The organism is Pseudomonas sp. microsymbiont 2 (assembly GCF_054788395.1).
This window is the reverse complement of record NZ_CM139112.1, coordinates 640,831-665,877: the sequence shown is the minus strand read 5'-3', so window position 1 is coordinate 665,877 and position 25,047 is coordinate 640,831. Positions and strand designations below refer to the sequence as shown.

Annotated in this window: 22 protein-coding genes and 1 tRNA gene; 11 read left to right on the top strand and 12 right to left on the bottom strand. The window is 66.0% G+C overall.

Features of this window, described 5'->3' with window-relative positions; all coding sequences use genetic code 11:
• Positions 1 to 5: 5 nt before the first annotated feature.
• Positions 6 to 350 carry a hypothetical protein gene (locus tag ACYUME_RS03020; protein WP_460418021.1) on the bottom strand — a complete coding sequence of 115 codons (345 nt, stop codon included), beginning with the start codon at positions 348 to 350 and terminating at the stop codon, positions 6 to 8.
• Between the two features lie 134 nt (positions 351 to 484).
• Here ACYUME_RS03020 and ACYUME_RS03015 point away from each other — a divergent pair, with 134 nt between their 5' ends.
• The 5 genes from ACYUME_RS03015 (at position 485) to ACYUME_RS02995 (ending at position 4,459) form a co-directional block, all read left to right on the top strand.
• The gene (locus tag ACYUME_RS03015; protein WP_460418020.1) at positions 485 to 1,060 is read left to right on the top strand and encodes a DUF2796 domain-containing protein; all 576 of its coding nucleotides are present in this window, start codon (positions 485 to 487) and stop codon (positions 1,058 to 1,060) included.
• On the top strand, positions 1,061 to 1,771 hold the full coding sequence (locus ACYUME_RS03010; RefSeq protein WP_460418019.1) for an ABC transporter ATP-binding protein: 711 nt from the start codon (positions 1,061 to 1,063) through the stop codon (positions 1,769 to 1,771).
• The gene (locus tag ACYUME_RS03005) at positions 1,771 to 3,036 is read left to right on the top strand and encodes an ABC transporter permease (protein ID WP_460418018.1); all 1,266 of its coding nucleotides are present in this window, start codon (positions 1,771 to 1,773) and stop codon (positions 3,034 to 3,036) included. The genes ACYUME_RS03010 and ACYUME_RS03005 overlap by 1 nt, the downstream gene beginning before the upstream one ends.
• A 9-nt stretch (positions 3,037 to 3,045) precedes the next feature.
• Complete coding sequence (locus ACYUME_RS03000) at positions 3,046 to 3,666, top strand: DUF3299 domain-containing protein (protein WP_460418017.1); 621 nt, start codon at positions 3,046 to 3,048, stop codon at positions 3,664 to 3,666.
• Between the two features lie 109 nt (positions 3,667 to 3,775).
• Positions 3,776 to 4,459, top strand: a complete 684-nt coding sequence (locus ACYUME_RS02995) for an OmpW/AlkL family protein (protein WP_279887390.1) — start codon at positions 3,776 to 3,778, stop codon at positions 4,457 to 4,459.
• Here ACYUME_RS02995 and ACYUME_RS02990 read toward each other — a convergent pair.
• Positions 4,447 to 5,658: an MFS transporter gene (locus ACYUME_RS02990; protein ID WP_460418016.1), complete on the bottom strand. Its 1,212-nt coding sequence runs from the start codon at positions 5,656 to 5,658 to the stop codon at positions 4,447 to 4,449. The genes ACYUME_RS02995 and ACYUME_RS02990 overlap by 13 nt on opposite strands.
• 102 nt (positions 5,659 to 5,760) lie before the next feature.
• Between ACYUME_RS02990 and ACYUME_RS02985 the strand changes: the two genes are divergently transcribed.
• Positions 5,761 to 6,201, top strand: a complete 441-nt coding sequence (locus tag ACYUME_RS02985) for a winged helix-turn-helix transcriptional regulator (RefSeq protein WP_279887385.1) — start codon at positions 5,761 to 5,763, stop codon at positions 6,199 to 6,201.
• 209 nt (positions 6,202 to 6,410) lie between these two features.
• Here the strand turns inward: ACYUME_RS02985 and ACYUME_RS02980 are convergent, their stop codons facing one another.
• Both ACYUME_RS02980 and ACYUME_RS02975 read right to left on the bottom strand, forming a co-directional pair.
• Complete coding sequence (locus ACYUME_RS02980) at positions 6,411 to 7,343, bottom strand: NAD-dependent epimerase/dehydratase family protein (RefSeq protein ID WP_279887383.1); 933 nt, start codon at positions 7,341 to 7,343, stop codon at positions 6,411 to 6,413.
• On the bottom strand, positions 7,336 to 8,220 hold the full coding sequence (locus ACYUME_RS02975; RefSeq protein WP_279887381.1) for a sugar nucleotide-binding protein: 885 nt from the start codon (positions 8,218 to 8,220) through the stop codon (positions 7,336 to 7,338). Before ACYUME_RS02975 ends, ACYUME_RS02980 begins: the two co-directional genes overlap by 8 nt.
• A 270-nt stretch (positions 8,221 to 8,490) precedes the next feature.
• Between ACYUME_RS02975 and ACYUME_RS02970 the strand changes: the two genes are divergently transcribed.
• The 3 genes from ACYUME_RS02970 to ACYUME_RS02960 are packed head-to-tail and all read left to right on the top strand — an operon-like array spanning position 8,491 to position 11,206.
• Positions 8,491 to 9,531, top strand: a complete 1,041-nt coding sequence (locus ACYUME_RS02970; RefSeq protein WP_460418015.1) for a hypothetical protein — start codon at positions 8,491 to 8,493, stop codon at positions 9,529 to 9,531.
• A 16-nt stretch (positions 9,532 to 9,547) separates the two neighbouring features.
• Entirely contained in the window at positions 9,548 to 10,357 is an 810-nt protein-coding gene (locus tag ACYUME_RS02965; RefSeq protein ID WP_460418014.1) for a TSUP family transporter, read from the top strand.
• 9 nt (positions 10,358 to 10,366) lie between these two features.
• Positions 10,367 to 11,206, top strand: coding sequence for an alpha/beta hydrolase (locus ACYUME_RS02960; protein WP_279887376.1), 840 nt, complete (start codon positions 10,367 to 10,369; stop codon positions 11,204 to 11,206).
• Positions 11,207 to 11,353: 147 nt separating this feature from the next.
• On the opposite strand, the gene ACYUME_RS02955 is transcribed toward ACYUME_RS02960, so the two are convergent.
• On the bottom strand, positions 11,354 to 12,166 hold the full coding sequence (locus ACYUME_RS02955; protein ID WP_460419272.1) for a helix-turn-helix domain-containing protein: 813 nt from the start codon (positions 12,164 to 12,166) through the stop codon (positions 11,354 to 11,356).
• 181 nt (positions 12,167 to 12,347) lie between these two features.
• On the opposite strand from ACYUME_RS02955, the gene ACYUME_RS02950 reads away from it, so the two are divergent.
• Together ACYUME_RS02950 and ACYUME_RS02945 are read left to right on the top strand one after the other, a co-directional pair.
• On the top strand, positions 12,348 to 13,790 hold the full coding sequence (locus tag ACYUME_RS02950) for an alanine/glycine:cation symporter family protein (RefSeq protein WP_279887374.1): 1,443 nt from the start codon (positions 12,348 to 12,350) through the stop codon (positions 13,788 to 13,790).
• Positions 13,791 to 13,865: 75 nt separating this feature from the next.
• Positions 13,866 to 14,855 (top strand): asparaginase, encoded by a 990-nt coding sequence (locus ACYUME_RS02945; RefSeq protein WP_460418013.1) that lies wholly within the window; start codon positions 13,866 to 13,868, stop codon positions 14,853 to 14,855.
• A 968-nt stretch (positions 14,856 to 15,823) separates the two neighbouring features.
• On the opposite strand, the gene ACYUME_RS02940 is transcribed toward ACYUME_RS02945, so the two are convergent.
• The 7 genes from ACYUME_RS02940 to fdnG all read right to left on the bottom strand — a co-directional run bounded on the left by ACYUME_RS02940 (position 15,824) and on the right by fdnG (position 25,004).
• Positions 15,824 to 15,919: transfer RNA gene (locus ACYUME_RS02940), tRNA-Sec, on the bottom strand.
• A gap of 6 nt (positions 15,920 to 15,925) precedes the next feature.
• A complete protein-coding gene (gene selB, locus ACYUME_RS02935; RefSeq protein ID WP_460418012.1) occupies positions 15,926 to 17,848 on the bottom strand; it encodes a selenocysteine-specific translation elongation factor in 1,923 nt (640 codons plus the stop codon).
• Positions 17,845 to 19,272, bottom strand: a complete 1,428-nt coding sequence (gene selA / locus ACYUME_RS02930; RefSeq protein ID WP_460418011.1) for an L-seryl-tRNA(Sec) selenium transferase — start codon at positions 19,270 to 19,272, stop codon at positions 17,845 to 17,847. Before selA ends, selB begins: the two co-directional genes overlap by 4 nt.
• Positions 19,273 to 19,407: 135 nt before the next feature.
• The gene (fdhE, locus tag ACYUME_RS02925) at positions 19,408 to 20,328 is read right to left on the bottom strand and encodes a formate dehydrogenase accessory protein FdhE (RefSeq protein ID WP_279883004.1); all 921 of its coding nucleotides are present in this window, start codon (positions 20,326 to 20,328) and stop codon (positions 19,408 to 19,410) included.
• A gap of 4 nt (positions 20,329 to 20,332) precedes the next feature.
• Positions 20,333 to 20,989 carry a formate dehydrogenase subunit gamma gene (locus ACYUME_RS02920; protein WP_279883002.1) on the bottom strand — a complete coding sequence of 219 codons (657 nt, stop codon included), beginning with the start codon at positions 20,987 to 20,989 and terminating at the stop codon, positions 20,333 to 20,335.
• Positions 20,986 to 21,936 carry a formate dehydrogenase subunit beta gene (gene fdxH, locus ACYUME_RS02915; RefSeq protein WP_460418010.1) on the bottom strand — a complete coding sequence of 317 codons (951 nt, stop codon included), beginning with the start codon at positions 21,934 to 21,936 and terminating at the stop codon, positions 20,986 to 20,988. Before fdxH ends, ACYUME_RS02920 begins: the two co-directional genes overlap by 4 nt.
• Positions 21,936 to 25,004 carry a formate dehydrogenase-N subunit alpha gene (gene fdnG, locus ACYUME_RS02910; RefSeq protein ID WP_460418009.1) on the bottom strand — a complete coding sequence of 1,023 codons (3,069 nt, stop codon included), beginning with the start codon at positions 25,002 to 25,004 and terminating at the stop codon, positions 21,936 to 21,938. The genes fdxH and fdnG overlap by 1 nt, the downstream gene beginning before the upstream one ends.
• Positions 25,005 to 25,047: the final 43 nt, after the last annotated feature.

Sequence of the window (25,047 nt, the reverse complement as noted above, 5' to 3'; positions counted from 1 at the left end):
GCAACTCAGCCTACCCAGCGATACACCGGCGCATCCACGCCGCTCTCCACCTTCACCTCGCTGCTATGACGCAAGCGCACCAGCAGCCGCTTGCCCGCCGCCACGTTCCCGGCCAGCCCCTCCAGGCGCTCCAGCAACTCCGGCCCGCTCATCTGCCCCGCCTGGCGCAGCACCTCGCGCGCCGCGTTCCACTGCCCATCGTCCTGGCGCGGTGCCGGACTGGAACTGACCGGCGTGACTGCCACAGGCAGTGGCGTCTCAAGCCGTCGCCCCAACTGCGCCCATTCCTCCGGCGCCAGCTCGAGGGTCAAATCCACCGGCCACTCACCGATCTGTCCACGAATTCTCACGCTGTCTTCCTCGCTCAAGGGCTCGATGCCGCCATGCTCCCATGAAGATGAAACCTGTGCCAGGCAGGCTGGCGATGCCAGGAAAAATTGTTATAACATCACAAAATCTTTCCAAGCCGCCTGTGGAGCCGTCCATGCGTCGTCTGTTGCTCGCCCTGCCCTTCGCCCTGCTGCCCCTGGCCGTGGCCCATGCCCACGGCGACCATGATCATGATCACGCCCATGGCACCCTGGGCGCCCACGAGCATGGCGTGGCCAAGCTCAACGCGGTGCTCGACGGCAACACCCTGGAGCTGGAGCTGGACAGCCCGGCCATGAACCTGGTCGGTTTCGAGCACGCCGCCAGCACCGATGCCGACAAGGCCAAGGTCGCCGCCGCCCGCCAGCAGCTCGAGCAGCCCCTGAAGCTGTTCGGTGTCTCGCCGGCCGCCGGCTGCAAGGAAGAGGCCCAGGAACTGGAAAGCCCGCTGTTCGGCGACACCGCCCATGCCGACGAAGAGGGTGACGAGCATGACCACGACCACCAGCATGCCGACGTCAACGCGCACTACCAGCTGAGCTGTGCCACCCCAGGCAAACTCACTCAGATCGACCTCGGCCCGCTGTTCAAGACCTTCCCGCAGACCCAGAAGATCAACGTGCAGCTGATCGGCCCGAACGGCCAGAAAGGCGTGGAAGCCACCCCCGGCAAGGCCGTGGTCGCGTTCTGAATGAGCCAGGCGCTGATCGAACTGCATGACCTGGTGTTCGCCTGGCCCGGCCAGGCGCCGCTGCTGGAGATCCCGGCATTTCGCCTGGAGCCCGGCGAAGCCCTGTTCCTCAAGGGCCCGAGCGGCAGCGGCAAGACCACGCTGCTTGGCCTGCTGGGCGGGGTCAACCGGCCAGGCCAGGGCACTGTCCACCTGCTCGGCCAGGACCTGGCGACCCTGGGCCAGGGCGCGCGTGACCGCTTCCGGGTCGACCACACCGGCTACATCTTCCAGCAGTTCAACCTGCTGCCGTTTCTGTCGGTGCGGGAAAACGTCGAGCTACCCTGTCGTTTCTCGAAAAGCCGCGCCAAGCGCGCTGCCCAGCGCCATGGCAGCATCGACCAGGCCGCCGCGCAGCTGCTCGAGCATCTGGGCCTGGGCGATCCCGACCTGCTCGCGCGCCGCGCCGACAGCCTGTCGATCGGCCAGCAGCAGCGGGTCGCCGCGGCCAGGGCGCTGATTGGCCAGCCCGAACTGGTGATCGCCGACGAGCCGACCTCGGCGCTCGACGCCGACACGCGCGAGGCCTTCATTCGCCTGCTGTTCGACGAGTGCCGCGCCGCTGGCTCCAGCCTGCTGTTCGTCAGCCATGACCAGAGCCTGGCGCCGCTGTTCGATCGCCATCTGTCCCTGGCCGAACTCAACCGCGCCGCCAAGCCCCGGGAGGCCTGATGTACCTGCTTCGCCTTGCCCTGGCCAGCCTGGCCAACCGCCGTTTCACCGCGTGCCTGACCGCCTTCGCCATCGCCCTGTCGGTGTGCCTGCTGCTGGCCGTCGAGCGGGTGCGTACCGAAGCCCGCGCCAGCTTCGCCAGCACCATCAGCGGCACCGACCTGATCGTCGGCGCGCGCTCGGGTTCGGTGAACCTGCTGCTGTACTCGGTGTTCCGCATCGGCAACGCCACCAACAACATTCGCTGGGACAGCTACGAGCACTACGCCAAGGACCCTCGGGTGAAATGGGCGATCCCTATCTCGCTGGGCGACTCGCACCGTGGCTACCGGGTGATGGGCACCACCACCGACTACTTCGCGCATTACCAGTTCGGTCGCCGCCAGCACCTGCAACTCAGCCAGGGCCGGGCGTTCGCCGACGACCCGTTCGAGGTGGTGCTCGGCGCCGAAGTGGCCGAGGCACTGCACTACAAGCTCGGCGAAAAGCTGGTGCTGGCCCATGGTGTAGCCGCCATCAGCCTGGTCAAGCACGACGACAAGCCGTTCACCGTGGTCGGCGTGCTCGCGCGCACCGGCACCCCGGTGGACCGCACCCTGCACATCAGCCTGGCTGGCATGGAGGCGATCCACATCGACTGGCACAACGGCGTGCCGGCCCGCGGCGCCGGGCGCATCAGCGCCGAGCAGGCGCGCACCATGGACCTGCAGCCCAGCGCCATCACCGCCTTCATGCTCGGGCTCAACAGCAAGATCGCCACCTTCAGCCTGCAACGCGAGATCAACGAGTACCGTGCCGAGCCGCTGCTGGCGATCCTGCCTGGCGTGGCCCTGCAGGAGCTGTGGAGCCTGATGGGCACCGCCGAGCAGGCGCTGTTCGTGGTGTCGCTGTTCGTCGTGCTCACCGGCCTGATCGGCATGCTCACGGCGATCCTCACCAGCCTCAACGAACGCCGCCGGGAAATGGCCATCCTGCGCTCGGTGGGCGCGAGGCCCTGGCATATCGCCGGGCTGCTGGTGCTCGAGGCACTGGCCCTGGCGCTGGCGGGGATCGCCGCCGGGCTGGGGCTGCTGTATGCGGGCATCGCCCTGGCCCAGGGCTACGTACAGGCCAACTATGGGCTATACCTGCCCCTGGCCTGGCCGAGCGCCCACGAGTGGACCTTGCTGGCCATCATCCTCGGCGCGGCGCTGCTGATGGGCAGCGTGCCGGCCTGGCGCGCCTATCGGCAGTCGCTGGCCGATGGCTTGTCGATTCATCTTTAAGAGACAGACATGACCCTAGCCTTCGCCGCCTGCTTCGCGGGTAAACCCGCTCCCACAGGGATCGCCTCGCCTCCTGTGGGAGCGGGTTTACCCGCGAAGCAGGTAACACCAGTCCTTCAGTACCTCCTGCTCGCGCTCCTGGTCGCGCTTTCGCTGCCCCTCTGGGCCGCCGATGCCCGCGAGCTGGACTGGCCCGCCCTGATTCCCGAGGGCGCACCGGTCATCCCGCCGCAACTGACGCCGCTGCACGACCTGTCACAGATCGGCAACGCGCTGGCCGCCGAGGCCGCGCCCGCCGCCCGCCAGCAGGCGCCCAACGCCCCGGTGGTCAAGGCCCTGGATGGCCAGGCGGTGAAGATCCCCGGCTACATCGTGCCGCTGGAAGTCAGCGACGAGGGGCGTACCACCGAATTCCTCCTGGTGCCCTACTACGGCGCCTGCATCCATGTGCCGCCACCGCCGTCGAACCAGATCGTGCATATCTTCAGCGAGATGGGCGTGCGCATCGAGGACCTCTACCAGCCTTACTGGATCGAAGGCACGATGCGGGTCAAGGCCAGCAGCAGCGAACTGGCCGACGCGGGCTACCAGATGGAGGCCGAGAAAATCTACGCCTACGAGCTGAAATGAGCACCGCGCCCGCCCAATGACGCGGCTTCGTTGAGCTGGGTCAAACTTTCTGTTTAGTCGGCTTCGTACCATTGGACTACTCGATTACTCACGTCCTTTGGGAGCTTCCATGAACAAGTCCTTGCTCAGTGCCTCGCTCGTCGCGTTGGCGCTCGCAGCCCCTGTTGCCCACGCCCACCAGGCAGGCGATTTCATCATTCGCTCTGGCGCCATCACCACCGCGCCAAACGAAAACAGCGGCGACATCAAGCTCGACGGCGTCAAGGCTTCGGGCACCAAGGCGACTCTGGACAGCGACACCCAGCTGGGCCTGGCCTTCGCCTACATGCTCACCGACCACATCGGCATCGAGTTGCTGGCCGCCACGCCGTTCAAGCACACCGTGGGCGTGAAGGGCCTCGGCCCAGGCCTGGACGGCAAGCTGGCGGACATCAAGCAGCTGCCGCCGACCCTGTCGCTGCAGTACTACCCGATGGAGCCGTCCTCGAAGTTCCAGCCGTACGCTGGCGTGGGTATCAACTACACCCTGTTCTTCGATGAAGACCTGAGCAGCAATCGCAAGGCGCAAGGCTTCAGCAACATGAAACTGCAGGACTCGGTCGGCATCGCCGGCCAGCTGGGCATGGACTACATGATCACCGACAACCTGCTGTTCAACGCCGCGGTCTGGTACGTCGACATCGACACCAAGGCCAGCATCAACGGCCCGAGCGCCCTGGGCGTCGGCAAGACCAAGGTCGACGTGGACGTCGACCCGTGGGTCTACATGGTCGGCCTGGGCTACAAGTTCTGATCCTGCGGCAAGCCCGCTCCGCCTGGAGCGGGCTTGCTCACCTGCCGCCACAGATGGCCCCAGCAACCCCAGGCCAGCGCACTGATCCCCGCCCCCAACCCGCACACCGCGCCCCAGCCCCACCGCGCGTAGACCCAGGTCGCCGCCACCGCCCCCAGGCCGCTGCCCAGCGAATAGCAACACATGTAGGCGCCGATCAGCCGGCTCGCCATTTCGCTGCGCCCCGCCAGCAGCAGACTCTGATTGGTCACATGCACCGCCTGCACGGCCAGGTCGAGCATCAGCACGCCGAGCACCAGCGCCGGCAGTGACTGTTCGAGGTACGCGCTCGGCCACCAGGACAGCGTCAGCAAGCCCAGCGCCCAGCCGACGACGGCCCGACCATGCCCGCGATCGACCAGGCGACCGGCACGTGAAGCCGCCAGCGCGCCTGCCATGCCGGCCAGGCCGAACAAGCCGATCTGGGTGTGATCGAGCGACAGCGGTGCGGCGCTCAGCGGCAGTACCATCGCGCTCCACAGCACGCTGAATGCGGCGAAGATCAGCAGCGCGAACACCCCATGCCGACGCAGCAACCGGTCATGCCGGTACAGGCGCACCACCGACCCCAGCAATGCCCGGTAGGTAGGCCGCTCACCCTGCAGGCTGGCGGACGGCAGCCGCCAGGCGAGCAGTGCCGCCATCAGCAGCGCAAGCCCTGACGCGCCGAAATACACGCCATGCCAGCCAAACCGGTCGGCCACCATGCCCGACACCAGCCGCGCCAGCAGTATCCCCAGCACCACGCCACTGGTGACCGTGCCCACCGCCTGTCCCTGCTGCGCGGGCGTGGCCAGGGTAGCGGCATGCGCCACCATCACCTGCACCACCACCGCGGCCAGTCCGACCATGGTCAGCGCCGCCAGGAGCATGGCCCAGTCCACGGCCAGCGCCACCGCGAGCAAGGCACCCGCCGACGCCAGCAACTGGCCGAGGATCAGGCGCCTGCGATCGACCAGGTCGCCCAGCGGCACGATCAGCAGCAGCCCCAGGGCATACCCGGCCTGGGTCATTCCCACCACCAGGCCCGTGCGAGCGCTGCCCACCCCCAGGCTGGTCGCCATCGACTCCAGCAGCGGCTGGGCAAGATAGACCGTGGCCACGGCCAGGGCACAGGCGGCGGCCAACAACAGCGTCAATCCACGGGTGAGCGGCGGCATGGGCTGATCCTCGACAAACTGGTTTCTTTTTAAAACCACAAGATTGGCTTTCTAGCAAAGGTGGTTTTAATCTGCAACCAAACTTTCTCCAGGGAACGCGCCATGCTCGACGAAAACAACCAGCAATGCCCCGTGGCCCGCGCACTGCAGGTGCTGGGCGACCGCTGGGCGCTGATGATCCTGCGCGATGCCTTCGATGGCCTGTGCCGTTTCAGTGAATTCCAGCGCAACCTGGGGCTGGCGAAGAACATCCTCGCCGCGCGCCTGAAGCTGCTGGTGGAGGCTGAGCTGCTCGTGCAGCAGCCGGCCTCGGATGGCAGTGCGTACAAGGAATATGTGCTGAGCGAAAAGGGGCGCTCGGTATTTCCGATCGTGATCGGCTTGCGCCAGTGGGGGGAGCGTTACCTGTTCACGGCGGGGGAATCACGCTCGCAGCTGGTCGATGATCGCGGCCAGGCTCTGGAGACGCTGCAGGTGCGGGCCCGGGATGGGCGAGCGGTGGGGCCGGAAGATTGCCGACGGCGGGTGGTCCGGCATGCGTGACGTCATCGCGGGGCAAGCCCCCACAGGGACCGCACTAATCCCAAGCCTTGCGCAACGCCTGTGGGAGCGGGTTCACCCGCGAAGCAAGCGACGCGGTGCTTGGCACCGGCTACGCCGGTGTTCGCGGCTAAAGCCGCTCCCACAGGGACCGCACTGATCCCAAGCCTCGCGCAACTCCCGTGGGAGCGGGCTTGACCCGCGAAGTGAACTCAAGCCTTGCCGAGCAACCGCGCCAGCCCCTCGACGAACGGCGTCGGCTCAGGGAACGTGAAGCGCGTCAGCAAGCGCGAATTGTCCGCCCGCGAATGGCGGATATCCCCCGAGCGGGCCTGGCCGTAGCTGACTGCCGGCAAACCGCCCACCACCTGCTCCAACGCCTTGAGCAACTGATTCAGCGAAGTCGCCTGGTTCAGGCCGATATTCACCGCGCCTTCTTCCACCACCGGCTGCTCGAGTGCCTGCACCATCACCTGCACCAGGTCGCCGACATACAGGAAATCGCGGGTCTGCTCACCGTCGCCGAACACGGTGATCGGCGTACCCCGGGTAGCGCGCTCGCAGAAGATGCTGATCACCCCTGAATACGGCGAGGAGGGATCCTGACGCGGCCCGAAGATGTTGAAGAAGCGGAACACCACCGGCTCCAGGCCATGCTGGCGACGGTAGAAGTCCAGGTACTGTTCGCTGGCCAGCTTGTCCACCGCATAGGGCGTCAACGGCGCCTTGGGCGTGTCCTCGGCGATCGACTGGCCTTCGCCATTGTTGCCGTACACCGCCGCGCTGGAGGCGAACAGCACGCGACGGATGCCATTGAGGCGCATCGCTTCGCAGACATTGAGCGTGCCGATGAAATTGCTCTGGTGGGTCTTCACCGGATCTTCCACCGAGGCCTGCACCGAGGCCACCGCGGCCAGGTGCACCACCGCCTGGCAACCCGCGGCGGCACGCGCGACCAGGGCGGCGTCGGCGACATCGCCTTCGAGCAGTTCCAGGCGCGGATGGCCGAGCTGCAGGTTCTCGCGCTTGCCCGTGGACAAGTCATCGAGGATACGCACCGCGTAGCCTTTCTCCAGCAACGCGTCGCACAGGTGCGAGCCAATGAAGCCGGCACCGCCGGTGATCAGGATGGGGGCGTCAGCCATGTCGGTAGAAACGGTCCAGTAGGGGCGGCAAGCCGGCGCGCCAGGCGCGCGGCTTGATGCCGAAGGTGTGAAGGATCTTCTTGCAGGCCAGCACCGCGTGCTGCGGCTCTTCGCTGGCGTCCGGGCGCGCGGCGTGGGCCTGGGCGGTCGGCGCCTGCACGGCCAGCTGCCGCCATTGCGTGGCTTCGGCGAGGATCGCCTGGCCCAGCGCCAGCGGCGTGGTGGCCTCGTTGCCGGCGTAATGATAGGTGCCCCACAGCGGCGCCTTGCAGTCGAGCTGCTTGAGCACCGAGAGGATGACCCGGGCGGCGTCGTCCACCGGCGTCGGGTTGCCACGCCGGTCATCGGCCAGCAGCAGTTCCTGGGGGTGCTCGGCGCGGGTCAGGAAGCGCCCGAGCGCGCCATCGACGCTCTCGTCGAGCAACCAGCCGAAACGCAGCAGCACATGATGCGGGCAGGTGGCGCGCACGCTCTGCTCGATACGCCAGAGGGCCTGGCCACGCAGCCCGAGCGGCACGGGTTCGTCCTTCTCGCTGTAGGCCGTGGCGCGCGAGCCGTCGAACACACGGTAGCTGGAAGGCTGCACGAGGATGATCTCGTGGTGCTGGCACAGCTCGGCGAGCCGCTCCACCGCGCGCTCCTGCAGGGCCAGACGCTGTTCGCTGACGGACTCGGCCTGGAACCAGTCGAAGTAGTAGGCCAGGTTGACCACCACGTCGGGGCGCTGCTCGTCGAGCAGCAGGGTCAGGCTGGCCGGGTCCCAACCGTGCTCCGGAGGGCGCGGCGCCAGGAAGGCGATGTCTTCCTCGGCCCCGAGGCGAATCAGCGCTTGCCCGAGGGCATTGCCACCACCCAACAGCATCAGGCGCATACGCATAGAGTCAACAGGTCCGGTCAGATCGATGGAGGAAAGGAGCCATTTTGCTGTTTCCGCAGGGGGAAGTCCAACCTGGGCCAGGCACGGGCGCTTTTTGCGCAGATAGGCGCCAGATCCCACCACCCTAGCAACTAGGAAATGACTGATCAAAGACAAGGAATAGTCTGACTTTCGGTTTGCCCGCGCGATAGGTCCAATTGCCGCCTTGCCCATGACCCGAGGTCTCGGACTGGGCTTGCCAGGACAACCCAATGACAAGGATAGAGTCAGATGAACGACCCGGAAGTCGCTTGCGTGCAATTCACCCCCTCCCAAGCCCAGGCGCTGGCCGTTGCCAGCCAGGCACTCGCCGAACTGGGTGGTCCCCAGGCCCAGGGCGCGGCTCGCCAGGCCCGCGCCCACGCCGAACGGCTCACGGCCAGCCTGACGCCCGGCCAGCAAGCGGTGCTGCGACGGTTCGCCCAGGGCAACCTCTCGGCGCTGCTGTTCTCGCAGATGCACGCGCCGGACGATACGCCGCCCGAACAGCTGCCCGCCCTGGCGGAGCTCGAGCAGGACGCCGACTGCCGCTACCTCGCCTCGCGCAACCAGCTGCTGCTGGAACTGGCCCACTATCGTGCCTTCGCCTTCGATATCGACAATGACGGCAAGCTCGTGCGCCTGGTCGCCAACTTCAAGGGCGGCGGCAGCACCCCGCGTCCCGGCGAAAACCGCCAGGCGGCGGTGGAGCTCAGCTCCCACTCAGGCCTCAACCTCGGCCCGCACACCGAAGCGCCCTATAACTGTTCGGTACAAAGCCGACACGGCCACTCGCCCGCCCCCAGCGCGCTGATCCTGACGGCCCGCTGGAACCCGGCAAGGGAGCCGACCCGGATTTTTCCGCTGCCGCCGATCATCGAGCAGCTGGGAACCCTGCACGCCCTGGCGCTGACATCGCCATCGTTCGACTTCAGCCGCAGCGAATGCTTCGTGCAGGGCCAGGGATCGGCTGGCAAGGCCACCTCGATGCTGCAGTTCGACCCCAACGGCGGCTTCAGCATGCGCTACAACGCCTACCGTTTCTCACTCAACGACGGCGCCAGCGAGGCTGCCGCGCGCGCGTTCGATGCCTTCCAGAACCTGCTGGGCTCGACCCCGCCCCTGCCGTTCGTGCTGGAGCCCGGCAACGCCTTGCTGATCAACAACTGCCGGGCCCTGCACGGTCGCGACTCCGTCCAGGACAACCGCCGCCTGCTGGTACGTCTGTTCGCCTACTCGCCCTTCGCCCGCCCGCTGGTGATCAGCGACGACCCGCTGCTCGTTCGCGGCTGACCAGGAGTGTTCGACCGTGCTGGAAACCTTGCCCCAAGCCCTTGATCTGGAACTTCTGCTGCTGCTCGCGGCGGTGGCGTTGTTGGCCGGCTTCTTCGACGCGATTGCCGGAGGTGGCGGCCTGCTCACCCTGCCCATGCTGTTCATCGCCGGTATCGATCCGCTGGCGGCCATCGCCAGCAACAAGTTCCAGGCCGCCTCGGCGACGGTTTCCGCAACCGTCGCCTTTGCCCGCAAGGGCATGATCGATTGGCACAGCGGCCTGCCCATGGCGCTCATGGCGTTCATCGGTGGCGCGCTGGGCGCGCTGTCGGTGAGCCTGGTGCCGCAGGCCCTGCTCCAGGCCTGCGTGCCGGTGTTGCTGATACTCGTGGCGGCCTGGTTCGCGTTCAGCCCGAAACTTCAGGAGCAGCAACGGCAAGCGAAAGTGTCCCTCAGCCTGTTCTGCCTGGGCGTCGCACCGCTGATCGGCTTCTACGACGGGGTGTTCGGCCCAGGCGTCGGTTCGTTCTTCATGCTTGCCTGCGTGCTTCTGCTTGGCCAACACTTGATGCGCGCGGTATGCAGCAGCAAGCTACTGAATGCTGCCTGCAACCTGGGCGCGCTGTCGGTGTTCGCGCTGGGTGGGGCGATCATCTGGCCACTGGCCCTGGCGATGGCCGCCGCGGCGATCGTCGGCGCCCAGCTGGGCGCGCGCTGTGCCGTGCGTTTCGGCACACGCCTGATCAGGCCGCTGGTAGTCTGCGTCTGCTGCGTCATGGCGCTCAAGCTGTTGAGCACACCCGGCAACCCCATCGTCGAATGGCTGAACACTCAATTCTCATAGGAGCAGGAGATGGACCTCGAGCCGAGCGTTGCACCACGCGCCCTCTGGCAATACGACGAACCCGCGCCCGGTCCGGAGCGATTCATCGAAGAACGCTTCGACGGTTATCGCCAGCAGGCCCGTCTGCTGCTGGCGCATACCGAGCGCTCGGCACCGGTGTTCGTCGTCGGCGGCGCCCGGTCGGATTTCACTCGGCTCAATCCGCTGCTTTACCGCCTGCAACAGCGGGGCATCGGCTCGCTGACCGGCAACCTGTCCGGGCACAGCCGGGCAAGCGAACCGGGGGCAAAGGACGCCTCGCTGGCCAGCAACCTGCAGGAAGCCCTGCGTTTTCACCAGCACCTCGACAGCCGCAGCGACACCGTGATCGGCCATAGCCTGGGCGGCGCCCTCGCCCTCAAGCTGGCGGCCCAGCGATCCCAGGTACGCAAGCTGGTGCTGATCTGCCCGGCGGTCTACCCCGATGCGGCCCATGCCGCGCCGTTCGGTCCGGCGTTCAGCGAAGCGATCCGCAAGCCTTTTGCCTTTCTCGACTGCGACAGCTATGCCTTCCTGCGCCAGTTCCAGGGGCGGGTGCTGCTGGTGGTCGGCGAGTACGACGGGCTCAACTCCAAGGTCCACGGCCAGGGCCCCGGCACCTCGGCGGGCACGCGAAACCTGGCGGGGGTGGAGCGTTACAGTCCGATTCCCGAAGAGGTCACCCACACGCTGCTGCGTTCAGTGCCGGCCCGCCATGTGGAGTGCCTGATGCTGACCGATTGCGACCATGGCATCGCCGCGCACCTGCGCGACAGGCCGCAGGTGGCGGACCAGGTGGCCGAGAGCGTGGCGGCGTTCATTCTCGATTGACCGCTTGGTCCTGTCCCTTTGGGGCGGGTTTAGCGGATCGCCGCGCCGCGGCGAAGCAGGCAGCGCGGTGCATGGCACCGGCTTCGCCGGTGTTCGCGGGCAAGCCCGCTCCCACAGGGGCTGCGTCATGCCCGGTGGTGACGGCGCTCACTCGATCTCGAACAGGCCGTTGCTGATCATCCCGGCGCTCAGCCGGTCGCGGATGTCATCATCGATGCGTGGATCGTCCGGGCGGTACAGCTTGATCTGGCGATAGGCATTGATGCGGTTGATCTCCTCGCCCAGGTACTCCCAGACCACCCGGGTGCAGGCCGGGTTGCGCCGGTCACCGCTGGAAACCCCGGTCTTGAGGCCGTTGAGCCGGCTGATGCGGCTCTTGAAGCTGGGGATGAGAATGGTCTGGCTCATCTCGTTGAAGGTCAGCGATTCGTAGTCGATCAGGAACATCCGGTCCTGCAGCTGGAACGCCGCGCCCAGATAACGGCAACGCACCTCGGCATGCTGCTCGAGGCCACTGCTGCGCTCCTGGCGTTCCTGGCGCTCGAACAGAAAGCTGCCACGTTCCTCCCACAGGTGCACCAGCGACACCAGGATCGAGCCCGGCACCGACATGCAGTTGGCGTATTCGAAGTAGTAACCGCAATAGCGCGACAGGTTGCCGGCTTCTTTATGCAGTGGCTTGAACAGTTCGCTGATCGGGTCGTCCTGATTGCCGAAACGCGGTTCCTGGCTGCGCGCGCCGATCAACCGGGCGAACTGTTCGGGCGGCAAGCCCAGCTCGTAATCCTCGACACCAAAGAAGTCGCCGATGCGCTTGAGGTTGTAGGCCGTCGGGCGGCTCTGGCCGCTCAGGTACTTGTTGAATTGCCCGCGGTTGATCGACAGCTGCCGGCAAACCTCCGAGATAGAGCGGTAGTGGCTGCAGGCCAATTTGAGGTTGACAGCGAAATGATCGCCCATGATGCGCGGGTCCAGGTGATGCGAGTGGCGCAAGTCTAGCATCAAGTCGCACCAAAACGGAGCAACCCGCGAAATTGTAACCACAGTTGTCATGGCCAACCATGCGCCCCCAATGAATCGCGGTGCGCCTGCCGCCCGCTGGTCTTTCCACGCGAAGAATAAGAATCGAGGTCATTTTTCAATGCTCGAAGCACTCAACGATTTCCTTTCGGGGAAACTGCTCATCGTGCTGATCGTCGGACTCGGCGGTTATTTCACCATCCGCTCGCGGTTCGTCCAGTTCCGCCACTTCGGCCACATGTTCGGTGTCTTCAAGGAATCCCTTCGCGGCCAGGCAGGCCAACTGAGCTCGTTCCAGGCCCTGATGCTGAGCCTGGCCGGTCGCGTCGGCGCCGGTAACATCGCCGGTGTCGGTATCGCCGTGACCCTCGGCGGCCCGGGCGCCGTGTTCTGGATGTGGGTCACCGCCCTGGTCGGCATGGCCAGCAGTTTCTTCGAGTGCACCCTGGCCCAGGTCTACAAGCGCGCCGATGGCGACGGCCTGTATCGCGGCGGCCCGGCGTACTACATCCTGCATGGCCTGAAGCTGAGAAGCATGGCGATCGTGTTCTCGATCCTGCTGCTGGTCACCTACGGCTTCGCCTTCATCGGCGTGCAGTCGTACACCGTGACCCACTCGCTGCAGAACGCCTTCGGCTTCGAGCCGAGCCGTACCGGCATCGTGCTCGCGGTACTGCTGGCCATCACCTTCATCGGTGGCATCAAGCGTATCGCCGCGGTGTCCGACCTGCTGGTGCCGGTCAAGACCCTGGCCTACATCGGCGTGACCCTGTACGTGATCGGCACCCAGATCGAACACGTGCCAGCGATGCTGGAAACCATCTTCAAGAGCGCCTTCGGCCTTGATCCTGCGTTCGGCGGCCTGCTCGGCAGCGCCATCGTCATGGGCGTGAAGCGTGGCGTGTTCGCCAACGAAGCAGGCCTGGGCAGCGCGCCGAACGTCGCCGCCGTCGCCGCCGTGAAGCACCCGGGCGCCCAGGGCGTGGTCCAGGCCTTCAGCGTGTTCCTCGATACCTTCGTGATCTGCACCTGCACCGCGCTGCTGATCCTGCTGTCGGGCTTCTATACCCCGGGCTTCGAAGGTGACGGCATCGTCCTGACCCAGAACTCGCTGGCCGCCGTGGTCGGTGACTGGGGCCGCCTGTTCGTCAGCGTGGCGTTGTCGCTGTTCGTGTTCACCTGCATCCTCTACAACTACTACCTGGGCGAGAACAGCCTGCAGTTCCTCAGCCGCAACCGCGTGGTGCTGATGATCTTCCGTGGCCTGGTACTGGCGCTGGTGATCTGGGGTTCGGTGCAGAACCTGTCGACCGTGTTCGCCTTCGCCGACATCACCATGACCTGCCTGGCCTTCGTCAACCTGATCGCCCTGGCCCTGCTGTTCAAGGTCGGCCTGCGGGTGATGCGCGACTACGACGAGCAGCGCAAGGCTGGCATCAAGCAGCCAGTGTTCGACGCCAGCAAGTTCGCCGACCTGGACCTGGACCGTGCCGCCTGGCCGGCCATTTCGCCGGCTGAAACAGCCACTGACAAAGCCGACGCCCAGGCGCAGCTGCAGCGCTGATATCCTCCCCTGCCCCAGCCGCCCCGTCCGTGGGCGGCTGCCTCTTCTTTCGCTACATCGCTACGGAATGTCTCCATGCGTGCAGTCAAGAATCTTCTCGTCCTCTATACCGGTGGCACCATCGGCATGCTGCAGACCACCGAAGGCCTGGCGCCCGCCGGCGGCTTCGAAGCGCGCATGCGCGAGCATTTCGCCGCCTGCGGCGATGCGCCGGGGGTGCAGTGGTCGCTGCGTGAGCTGAACCCTCTGATCGATAGCGCCAACATGCAGCAGGGCAACTGGCTGGCGATGCGCGACGCCATCGTCGAGGCGGTCGAGCGCGACGGCCACGATGGCGTGCTGGTGCTGCATGGCACCGACACCCTGGCCTACAGCGCCGCGGCCCTGTCGTTCCTGCTGCTCGGTTTGCCGGCGCCGGTGTTGCTGACCGGCTCCATGCTGCCGGCCGGCGCGCCGGACAGCGATGCCTGGGCCAACCTCGTCGGTGCCCTGGGCTTGTTCGAAAGCGGCCTGGAGGACGGCGTGCAGCTGTACTTCCACGGTCAGCTGCTGCACGGCTGCCGTGCCTCGAAGCTGCGCAGCGAGGCGTTCGACGCCTTCACCGTGCTGCCGCGCCATCGTGAAGGCGAGCGTGCGCGAGAGCTGCCGACCCGCCTGGATTACCGTCAGCCGCGCCAACCGGTGAAGCTGGCGGTCATGCCGGTGTTCCCGGGGCTGGCCGCGGAGCATCTGCGTGGTCTGTTCGACAGTGGCATCCAGGGGTTGGTGCTGGAGTGCTACGGTAGCGGCACCGGGCCGTCCGACGACCAGGCGCTGCTCGACGTGCTGCATGACGCCCGCCAGGGCGGCGTGATGATCGTCGCCATCAGCCAGTGTCCGGAAGGGTCGGTGGTGTTCGACACCTATGCCGCTGGCAGCCGCCTGCGTGATACCGGGCTGGTCAGCGGTGGGGGCATGACCCGCGAAGCGGCGCTGGGCAAGCTGTTCGCGCTGCTCGGGGCGGGGTTGGATGTCCAAGCGGCGGAGCACTGGTTCGCCCTGGACTTATGTGGTGAGCGCGCTTAGGCGCGGTAGCCTTCAGAGCGACACACGAACCGGCTTTGGCTTTGGCTTTGGCTTTGGCTTTGGCTTTGGCTTTGGCTTTGGCTTTGGCTTTGGCTTTGGCTTTGGCTTTGGCTTTGGCGATCAGAAGTCTACCCCCATAGCCCACTAGCGACAGCTGCGCCAGCCCAGGCGCCGCCCGTACCTTCGCGACTTCAGGAGGCCGAACGCAGGCCTTGCGGAGGGAGGTGACGGGCATGGATGCCCGTCAAGCGCTGCGGCCCAGGATGGGCCGTTCAGCGCGGTCCTCCCGGGAGCAAGGCCGGAGTGAGGGGACCCGGAGCGAAGCGTAGGGCCGGATGATGGAGCGCAGCGTTTTTTGGTTACTTTTTGTCGCGTTTGACAAAAAGTGACCCGCCGTAAGGGCGGAAAGGTGACTATGCGTCGTCATCGTAAATGAATGCGCTTACAACTATAAGAACCGCCGCCGATCGTCTTTGACTTTGACTTTGACTTTTAAATATTTTGTTTTGAAAGTTATATGCACATTCATTTGCGATGCCGACGCATAGTCACCTTTCCGCCCTTACGGCGGGTTACTTTTTGAAGGATCAAAAAGTAACCAAAAAATCCTCGCTCCATTCATCCGGCCCCTACGCTTCGCTCCGGGGTTCCCTCGCTCCGTTCTTGCTCCCGGGAGGACCGCGCTGAACGCCCCATCCTGGGGCGCAGCGCTTGACGGGCATCCATGCCCGTCACCTCCCTCCGCAAGAACTCCGCTCGGCCTCCTGAAGTCGCAATTGGCGGCGCCTGAACTATCGCGCGCTTAGAAGCAAGATCAAGATCAAGATCAAGATCAAGATCAAGATCAAGAAACATGAATAGGTTATTTCATTATGACTGACCTATTAGGCCGCTAGATGAAGCGCTGCCGGGAAACAGAAATACTTCCCAACTTTGGGCTTATATCACAAGCCCAAAGTCAAAAGAATTGGCGGAAGGCAGCGGGAGTCGAACCTGCCCGGGAACGGCTGCCGTCCCCAACCGGGTTTGAAGCCCGGCCGCGCCACCGGGCGCGATTGCCTTCCTTGAAATCAGAGCCCGCTCTGCGACTGGGCCAGGGCGCTGTCGCCGCGAATATGACGCTGGTCGCCAACCCGCCGGGTCAGGCCAACGCGGTCGAAGTACTCGAGTATCTGCACACTGCGCTTGCGACCGATGCCCAACATATCGCGAAACACCGCGACCTGCACTATCGGCGATACCGCCGCCTCACGCAACAACAGCTCTGCCATGCGCCTTAGCGTCGCCTCCGGGTAGAACAGGTCACGCACCACCTGGTGCAACAGACCAAGCCGGGCCAGCTTGCGCAACAGCAACCGCACCTCGCCCTCGTCGCAACACTCCTCGGCGGCCAGCACCCGCACCCACGGCGGATCGAACTCACCTGCCAGCAAGCGCGGCAGCAAACGCTCCCATAACGCCGTATCGGCCTCGCTCAGCTGAACCTGATGGTCCGGCAGATGCAACCACGGACCACTGCTACTGATCGCCCCCTCGCCCAGCAACTCGTCCAACAGACTGACAAACGCCGGACGCTCCAGCGCCAGCGCGGTGAAACGGCGCAGGCGGTCGCGGTCCGGCCCGAGCTGGTCAGGTTCCTGCTCATGGAACTGCGCCAGGCGCTGCAGCACTTGCGCCTTGAGCGCCGCCCACTGATGACGAGCGAACAGCAACTGCCCCTGACGGGTGGCGACCACCAGCACCGCGTCCGGCAACTGCCAGGTTTCGCGCAGACGATTGAACTGACGCTCCAGACGCTGTGGGTCAAGCCCTCCCGGCGCCGCATCGAGCAGCGCCGGCAACGCCTGTTCCAGCTCGTCGGCATCACGCAGCACCTGCAACTGACGCAGGCGCGCTTCACTGCGGCGCTGCCGGCTCGGCGCGAACGGATCGAGCACCCGGCCACCGCCCAAGGTGCGCTGGGCACGCTGGTCGCGCAGCACCAAACGATCGCCATGCACGGCCTGCAACGGGGCATTGAGCAGCAACTGGGCGAACATGCGCTGGCCGGCCGCGAGCTGTTCACCTTCCAGCAACGCCACCCGCGCCGTCACATCCTGGGTGCCCAGATGCACATGCACCGCACTGAAATGTTCGAACGTGCGCGTCTCGCCCGGCAACAAGGCCAGCTCGATATCGACCCGCACACTGGGCGCGTGCAACCACTGCGGGACCAACCAGTCGCCGCGGTGCACCTGCTCGACCGCCAGCCGTTCGGCGGCGATGTTCAACGCCACCCGTTGCCCGGCTTCGGCCACCAGCGCCGCCTGGTTCTGCGCATGCAGGCCACGTACCCGCACCGGCTTGCCGGCCTTGCCCAGCAGCAGCGTGTCGCCGGCACTGACCTGCCCGGCCAGGGCTGTGCCAGTGACCACCACGCCCGCCCCGGAAACCGCGAAGGCACGGTCCACGGCCAGGCGGAACCCACCACGCGCACTGCGCCGACGCACCCGCGCCGAAGCGGCCAGCAACGCGGCGCGCAAGGCATCGATACCCTCGCCGTCAAGGCTCGAAACAGGCAGTTGCAGGGCTCCGGCATACGGCCCGGGCGCCAGCAGCGCGCTGACTTGCGCCTGCACCTCGGCCAACCGTTGGGCGTCGACCCGATCGCACTTGCTGATGACCACGAGCGCCTGCGGGATCCCCAGCAGCTCGATGATCGACACGTGTTCGCGGGTCTGCGGCATCACCCCGTCATCGGCAGCCACCACCAACAGCACCAGGTCGATGCCATGGGCGCCCGCCAACATGTTGTGGATAAAACGCTCATGCCCCGGCACATCGATGAAACCGGTCAGCGGCGCGCCCTCGGCCAGGGCGGCATAGCGATAGCCGAGATCGATGGTCATGCCACGGGCGCGTTCTTCCTGGCGTGTGTCACCGACCTGACCGGTCAGGGCCTGGAGCAGCGCGGTCTTGCCATGATCGATGTGCCCAGCGGTGCCGACGATCACTGCACCGGCCCCAGTTGCAAGGCCGCAAGCTGCGCCAGCCACTGGGCTTCGTCATCCAGCTGGCGCAAGTCGAGCCACAGGGCATCGTCGTCGATGCGGCCAAGCACCGGCACCGGCAGGTCGCGCAGGGCACGCTCCAGCACGTGCAGGCCGCGACCGCGCAGCTTCTTCGACACCAGCGGACGCAGACACAGCGCCGCGCTTGGCAGCCGCGCCACAGGCTGACTGCCGCTGCCGATCATGCCCAGGGCCGGTTCGACGCGGACGCTCCATTGCACGCCCAGTCGCGCGGCCAGCTCGGGCGCCAGGCGCTCGGCCTGGGCAGCGATCTCGGCCTGGGGCCGGGTCAGCAGGCGCAGACTCGGCAAGCACTCGGCCAGACGGTCCGGGTTGCGGTACAGCGCCAGCACCGCTTCAAGCGCCGCGAGGGTGATCTTGTCGACCCGCAGGGCACGCTTGAGCGGGTTCTTCTTGATCTTCGCGATCAGTTCCTTGCGCCCGACGATGATCCCCGCCTGCGGCCCGCCGAGCAGTTTGTCGCCACTGAAGGTGACGATGTCGGCGCCATCGGCCAGTGCCTGGCGTACGGTCGGCTCGGCCGGCAGGCCCCAGCGGGTCAGATCGAGCAGACTGCCGCTGCCCAGGTCTTCCAGCAGCGGCAACTCATGTTCATGGGCGATACGCGCCAGTTCCACGGTGGGTACCTGGGTGGTGAAGCCCTGGATGCTGTAGTTGCTGCAATGCACGCGCATCAGCAAGCCGGTACGCGGGTTGATGGCGGCTTCGTAGTCGCGGGCGTGGGTGCGGTTGGTGGTGCCGATCTCGCGCAGCTTCACCCCGGCACGGGCCATGATGTCGGGGATGCGGAACGCACCGCCGATCTCGATCAGCTCGCCACGGGAAATGACGCCCTCCTTGCGTGCCCCCAGGCTGTTGAGCGCCAGCAGCACGGCGGCGGCGTTGTTGTTGACCACGGTGACGGCCTCGGCACCCGTCAGCTCGCGGATCAGGCCTTCGATAAGATCGTCGCGGTCACCGCGCTTGCCGGTGGCCAGGTCGAACTCCAGGTTGAGCGGATAGCGCGCGGCAGTCTGCATCGCCTCGACCGCGACCTCGGGCAGCAAGGCCCGGCCGAGGTTGGTGTGCAGCACGGTGCCGGTCAGGTTGAAGACACGGCGTACCTGGCTGCGCTGCTGGATGGCCAGGCGCTCGCCGGCGCGGCCCAGGAGCACTTCGGCGGCCAGTTCGGCGCTACCGAGCTGACCGAGGCGCGCGGGTTCGCGCAGGTCGTCGAGCAGTTGGCGCAGGGTGGCCAGCACCGAGTCGCGGCCATGGCGGTCGAGCAGTGGGGCACAGACCGGGTGGCGCAGGAGGGTGTCGATGGAGGGCAGGCGTGGGGTGTCGCTGGCGAGGCTTGAAGACATGCGGTACTACCTATGACTGATCCGTTGTCTGGTCGGGTGCAATCGCGGGGCAAGCCCGCTCCCACGCCGATCGCATCCATTGCGTGGGAGCGGGCTTGCCCCGCGATCCGGTTCAACTCGATTGCAGTGTAGACACTACCCCGGCGCCAGCAGCAGGTTGGGGGCCAGCCGATGGAACCCCTCCTCGTCCAGACGCATGTCCAGCGCCAGGCTCGCCAGGTCATCGGCCAGCGGTTCGGCCGCGGCATCGTTCTCCAGGTAGTTCTGCTTCAGGTAGCTCTGGCACCCGGGGCAGCACTCGGCGCGCAGCGGCGCCTTGCCCGGCGCGTGGCGGTCATCCTCGAGGTTGCTGTAGCGCAAGTCCTTGCTCGACTCGCAATACACGCACTTGACCCGCACCACATGCCATTCGCAGGCACACAGCGAGCAAGCCAGGTAACGCAGGCCATTGTGCTTGCCGCGGTTGCGCACCACCCCGGCCATGGCCGGTGATCCGCATGCCGGGCACTGGGCCAGGCTGCCCGCGGGCTTGAGCTCCGGCGCCGGCAGCGCCAGCAGCCAGCTGGACCACGCCGCCTGCAAGGCGGCACCGAGGAAAGGCACCAACGCCGCTGGCACGGCGTCGTACTGACCACCGAGCAAGGCAATGGCCCAGCCCTTGCGCTGGGCATCGTCACTGCCAAGCAGCGTACTCATCGCCTCGGCCAGCGGTCCATCAGGCGGGGCCTCGAAACGCTCAAGCAGCGCCTGCAACCAGACCAGCCACGGCCCTTCACGCACCAGGCTGTCCGCCGCCAGCGGCGGCAATCCATGACTTATGCACAGGCGTTGACGCTCGTCGGCCACCGGCACACCCGCCGGTGGGTTATCCACAAGCTGCTGCTGAATCCGGCAAAGCCTGGCCATCAACCGCAGGTAGTCGCCAAGGGCGTTGCCCTCGGCCAACTGCTCCAGCCGTGCGGCCCGCACGTCGAAGAGGTTGGCCGGCGGCAGGTGCAGGAACGGCGGCATCACCGCCGATGCTTCGATCTGTCCGGGTTCGAGAATCGTGCTCAAACGATCATCCTTCTTTTCCACCGGGGTTACGCGACGTCTTGTCGCCGGTCACCTCCCGGTACCACAGTTCATGGTGCTTACGCGCCCAGGCGCGGCTGACCCAGCCATGCAGCATGGCGCCGATCGAGCCCTTGATCCAGATCCCGGCATAGATATGCACGATGATGCTCAGGATCAGCACGAACCCCGCCAGCGCGTGGGCCAGGGTGGCCAGGCGGATCGCGCCGATATCGAAGAAATGGCTGAAGTACGCGCGCCAGATCACCACGCCACTGAGCAACAGCACCAGCATGCAGGCCAACAAGGTCCAGAACAGCAGCTTCTGCCCGGCGTTGTACTTGCCGATCGGCGGCACGCCTTCTTCCTTGTTGAGCATCACCCGATCGATGCGGCGCAGCCACAGCCGGTCGTTGGCGGTGATGAAGTTGGCGCGCCAGAAACGCAGTACCAGGCCCAGGAAGAACACGAACATCGCCACGCCCATGAACGGGTGCAGGATGCGCGTCCAGGGCCCGCCGCCGAACAGCTGGCTCAGCCAGAACAGCGCCGGATGGAACAGCGCCAGCCCCGACAGCCCGGCCATGATGAACAGGATCGCGACAATCCAGTGGTTGGTCCGTTCGTTGGCGTTGTAGCGCAGGATAGGCTTGTTATCGTTCATGGCCGCTGCTCCCCCTGCCCGCCCGGGCGATTCGGGTCATACACATGCACCGCCGGGTCGACCTGATGCACGCTGTCGTCCACAGGTTCTGGATGCTCGTCCTCTTCGACCCGTTGCGGACCGACGCGCACGTAGTGGAAGAACCCGGCCAGCACCGCCGCGCCCATGGCCAGCAGCGCCAGCGGCTTGCTGAAGCCCTTCCACAGGCCGACCAGCGGGCTGATCACCGGCGCGTCCGGCAGACCGGCGTAGATCCGTGGCGTGTCGGCGTGGTGCAGCACGTACATCACATGAGTGCCGCCGACACCGTCCGGATCGTACAGCCCGGCATTCTCGTAGCCGCGCGACTTCAGGTCGACGATGCGCTCGTCGGCATGCACCTTCATCTCTTCCTTGCTGCCGAAGACGATCGCTCCGGTCGGGCAGGTCTTCACGCAGGCCGGCTCCAGGCCCACGGCCACGCGGTCGGAACACAGGGTGCACTTGTACGCCTTGTGGTCCTTCTGCGAGATGCGCGGGATGTTGAACGGGCAGCCGGTGATGCAGTAGCCGCAGCCGATGCAGTGGTCCTGGTTGAAGTCGACGATGCCGTTGACGTGCTTGATGATCGCCCCTGGGCTGGGGCAGGCCTTCAGGCAGCCCGGCTCGGCGCAGTGCATGCAGCCGTCCTTGCGGATCAGCCACTCCAGGTTGCCGTCGTCACGCTCGTGCTCGGTGAAGCGCATCAGGGTCCAGCTCTCGGCGGAGAGGTCCTGGGGGTTGTCGTAGGTGCCGTGGTTGTGGCCGACCTCGTCACGCAGTTCGTTCCACTCCGAGCACGCCACCTGGCAGGCCTTGCAGCCGATGCACTTGGTGGTGTCGATCAGCTTGGCGACTTCCTGCTGCAGGCGTACCGAAGGTGGCACGGTGGTGGTGGCCGAGCGGGCGATGATGTCTTGGCTGGCCATCAGAGTTTCTCCACTTTGACGAGGAACGACTTGGACTCCGGCGTCTGCGTGTTGCCATCACCGAGGAACGGCACCAGGGTGTTGGTCAGGAAGCCCTGGCGCGTGAGGCCGGTGAAGCCCCAGTGCAGCGGGATGCCGACCTGGTGCACGGTCTGGTTGTTGACCTGCAGCGGACGGATCCGCTTGGTCACCACCGCCACCGCATCGATATACCCGCGCTTGCTCGACACCCGCACCCGGTCGCCGGCCTTGATGCCCTTCTCGCTCGCCAGCACCTCGCCGATCTCGACGAACTGCTCGGGCTGGGCGATGGCGTTGAGGCGGCAATGCTTGCTCCAGAAGTGGAAGTGCTCGGTCAGCCGGTACGTCGTCGCCGCATGGGGGAACTCGTCATGGGTGCCGAGGGTGTCCCACACCGAATCGAAGATCCGCCCGGCCGGGTTGCTGGTGGCCTTCTTGTTCTGCGGATGCAACGGGTTGATGCCGATCGGCGTTTCGAACGGCTCGTAGTGCTCGGGGAACGGCCCCTCGGCCATCTTGTCGACGGCGAAGAATCGCGCCACGCCCTCGGGGTTCATGATGAACGGGTTCATCCCGGCTTCTGGCGGCGAGTCGGCCTTGAAGTCCGGCACATCGGTGCCGGTCCAGGCCTTGCCGTTCCACCACACCAGGCGCTTCTTCTCTGGGTCCCAGGGCTTGCCCTGCGGGTCGCTGGAGGCGCGGTTGTAGAGAATGCGCCGGTTGGCCGGCCAGGCCCAGGCCCAGTTCTGCACCTGGTGCATGCCGTACGGGTCGCTGTTGTCACGCCGGGCCATCTGGTTGCCCTGCTCGGTCCAGCAGCCGGCGAAGATCCAGCAGCCGGACGCGGTGCTGCCGTCGTCCTTCATCTGGGCGAAACCGGCAAGCTGCTGGCCAGCCTTGAGCGTGGCGCCGCTGGCGTCGGCAAGGTCGCTGACCGCCCAGCCGTTCATCTCCTTGGCCAGCTCTTCGGGGGAAGGCTCCTCGGGAATCTTGTACGGCCAGCTGATGTTGAGCATCGGCTGCGGATAGGCGCCGCCCTCCTTCGCGTAGCGCTGACGCAGGCGCAGGAACAGCTCGCTCATGATGTGCACGTCGGTGCGGGTCTCGCCCGGGCCGTCGGCGCCCTTCCAGTGCCACTGCAACCAGCGGCTGCTGTTGACCAGCGAGCCATCCTCCTCGGCGAAGCAGGTGGTGGGCAGGCGAATCACCTCGGTCTGGATGCTGGCCGTGTCGACATCGTTGAACGCGCCGGCATTGCGCCAGAACTCGGAGGTCTCGGTGGCCAACGGGTCCATGATCACCAGCCACTTGAGCTTGGCCAGGGCGGCAGTGACACGGTTCTTGTCCGGCAGCGCGGCGATCGGGTTGAAGCCCTGACACATGTAGCCGTTGACCTTGCCCTGGCCCATCATCTCGAACATGCGCAGCACGTCGTAGGCCGGCACGTCGAGCTTGGGCAACCAGTCGTAGCCCCAGTTGTTCTCGGCGGTGGCGTTGGCGCCGTACCAGGCCTTCATCAGGCTGACGTGGAACTTGCCGTAGTTCTGCCAGTACGACAGCTGTCCAGGGCGCAGCGGCTTGGAGGCGCGCTTGTCGATATAGGCGGCGTAGTCCTGCTCGGCGTCGCCGGCGAGCGTCAGGTAGCCCGGCAGCGAGTTCGACAGCAGGCCCAGGTCGGTCAGGCCCTGGATGTTGGAGTGCCCGCGCAGGGCGTTGACTCCGCCACCCGGCATGCCGACGTTGCCCAGCAACAGCTGCACCATGGCGGCGCTGCGGATGATCTGCGCGCCGATCGAGTGCTGGGTCCAGCCCAGGGCATAGAGGATGGTCATGGTCTTGCCCGGCACCGAGCAGGTGGCGATCTCTTCCCAGACCTTCATCATCTGTTCCTGCGGCATGCCGCAGGTCATGCTCGCCAGCTCCGGCGTGTAGCGACTGTAGTGCTGCTTCATCAGCTGGTAGACGCAACGCGGATGCTGCAGGGTCGGGTCGACCTTGGCATAGCCATCCTCGCCCAGCTCGTAGCCCCAGCCGGACTTGTCGGCGTACACGCGCTTGGCCGCGTCGTAGCCGCTGAACAGCCCGTCCTCGAAGCCGTAGCTGTCTTTGACGATGAACGACACATCGGTGTAGTTGCGCACGTACTCGTGCTGGATCTTGTCGTTGCTCAGCAGGTAGTTGATCAGCCCGCCCATGAAGGCGATGTCGCTGCCGGTGCGAATCGGCGCGTAGTAGTCGGCCACCGAGGCGGTACGGGTGAACCGCGGGTCGACCACGATCAGCCGGGCGTTGTTGTGCGCCTTGGCTTCGGTCACCCACTTGAAGCCGCACGGGTGCGCTTCAGCGGCGTTGCCGCCCATCACCAGGACCAGGTTTGCGTTGGCGATATCGGACCAGTGATTGGTCATCGCGCCACGGCCATACGTCGGGGCAAGACTTGCCACCGTCGGGCCGTGTCAGACACGCGCCTGGTTGTCGAACCCCAGCATGCCCAGCGAACGGATCACCTTGTGCGTCAGGTAACCGGCCTCGCTGGACGCGGCGGATGCGGCGAGAAAGCCCGTGGTCAGCCAGCGGTTGACCGTCTGCCCCTGGGCGTTCTTCTCGATGAAGTTGGCGTCGCGGTCCTGTTTCATCAGGTCGGCGATGCGATCGAGGGCTTCGTCCCACTCGATGCGGGTCCACTCGTTGCTGCCCGGCTTGCGCACCTCGGGGTACTTGAGGCGGTTCGGGCTGTGGATGAAGTCCAGCAGGCCCGCGCCTTTGGGGCACAGGGTGCCGCGGTTGACCGGATGGTCCGCGTCGCCCTCGATATGAATGATGTTCTGCTTGACGTTCTTGCCCGCGTCACCCTGGCTGTACATGATCAGGCCGCAGCCGACCGAGCAGTAAGGGCAGGTGTTACGGGTTTCTTTGGTGTGCGTCAGCTTGAAGTGACGCACCTGCTCGGCGAACGCAGGTGTCGGGGCCATGCCCAACGCCGCTAGGCTCGAGCCTCCAAGGCCGACGGCGGCGACCTTGAAGAATTGCCGACGGTTGAGATCCATCGTGCACTCCTGATCAGGTTCTCGGGCGCGCGGGACTTGGCCG

Coding starts and splice junctions, on each gene's coding strand:
- ACYUME_RS02945 (WP_460418013.1), top strand. CDS start 13,866: ATGCGTGCAGTCAAGAATCTTCTCGTCCTCTATACCGGTGGCACCATC.
- ACYUME_RS02995 (WP_279887390.1), top strand. CDS start 3,776: ATGAACAAGTCCTTGCTCAGTGCCTCGCTCGTCGCGTTGGCGCTCGCA.
- ACYUME_RS02950 (WP_279887374.1), top strand. CDS start 12,348: ATGCTCGAAGCACTCAACGATTTCCTTTCGGGGAAACTGCTCATCGTG.
- ACYUME_RS02985 (WP_279887385.1), top strand. CDS start 5,761: ATGCTCGACGAAAACAACCAGCAATGCCCCGTGGCCCGCGCACTGCAG.
- ACYUME_RS02960 (WP_279887376.1), top strand. CDS start 10,367: ATGGACCTCGAGCCGAGCGTTGCACCACGCGCCCTCTGGCAATACGAC.
- ACYUME_RS02970 (WP_460418015.1), top strand. CDS start 8,491: ATGAACGACCCGGAAGTCGCTTGCGTGCAATTCACCCCCTCCCAAGCC.
- ACYUME_RS03000 (WP_460418017.1), top strand. CDS start 3,046: ATGACCCTAGCCTTCGCCGCCTGCTTCGCGGGTAAACCCGCTCCCACA.
- ACYUME_RS02975 (WP_279887381.1), bottom strand. CDS start 8,220: ATGCGTATGCGCCTGATGCTGTTGGGTGGTGGCAATGCCCTCGGGCAA.
- ACYUME_RS03005 (WP_460418018.1), top strand. CDS start 1,771: ATGTACCTGCTTCGCCTTGCCCTGGCCAGCCTGGCCAACCGCCGTTTC.
- ACYUME_RS02980 (WP_279887383.1), bottom strand. CDS start 7,343: ATGGCTGACGCCCCCATCCTGATCACCGGCGGTGCCGGCTTCATTGGC.
- selA (WP_460418011.1), bottom strand. CDS start 19,272: ATGTCTTCAAGCCTCGCCAGCGACACCCCACGCCTGCCCTCCATCGAC.
- ACYUME_RS03010 (WP_460418019.1), top strand. CDS start 1,061: ATGAGCCAGGCGCTGATCGAACTGCATGACCTGGTGTTCGCCTGGCCC.
- ACYUME_RS02920 (WP_279883002.1), bottom strand. CDS start 20,989: ATGAACGATAACAAGCCTATCCTGCGCTACAACGCCAACGAACGGACC.
- ACYUME_RS02955 (WP_460419272.1), bottom strand. CDS start 12,166: ATGGGCGATCATTTCGCTGTCAACCTCAAATTGGCCTGCAGCCACTAC.
- fdxH (WP_460418010.1), bottom strand. CDS start 21,936: ATGGCCAGCCAAGACATCATCGCCCGCTCGGCCACCACCACCGTGCCA.
- ACYUME_RS03015 (WP_460418020.1), top strand. CDS start 485: ATGCGTCGTCTGTTGCTCGCCCTGCCCTTCGCCCTGCTGCCCCTGGCC.
- ACYUME_RS02990 (WP_460418016.1), bottom strand. CDS start 5,658: ATGCCGCCGCTCACCCGTGGATTGACGCTGTTGTTGGCCGCCGCCTGT.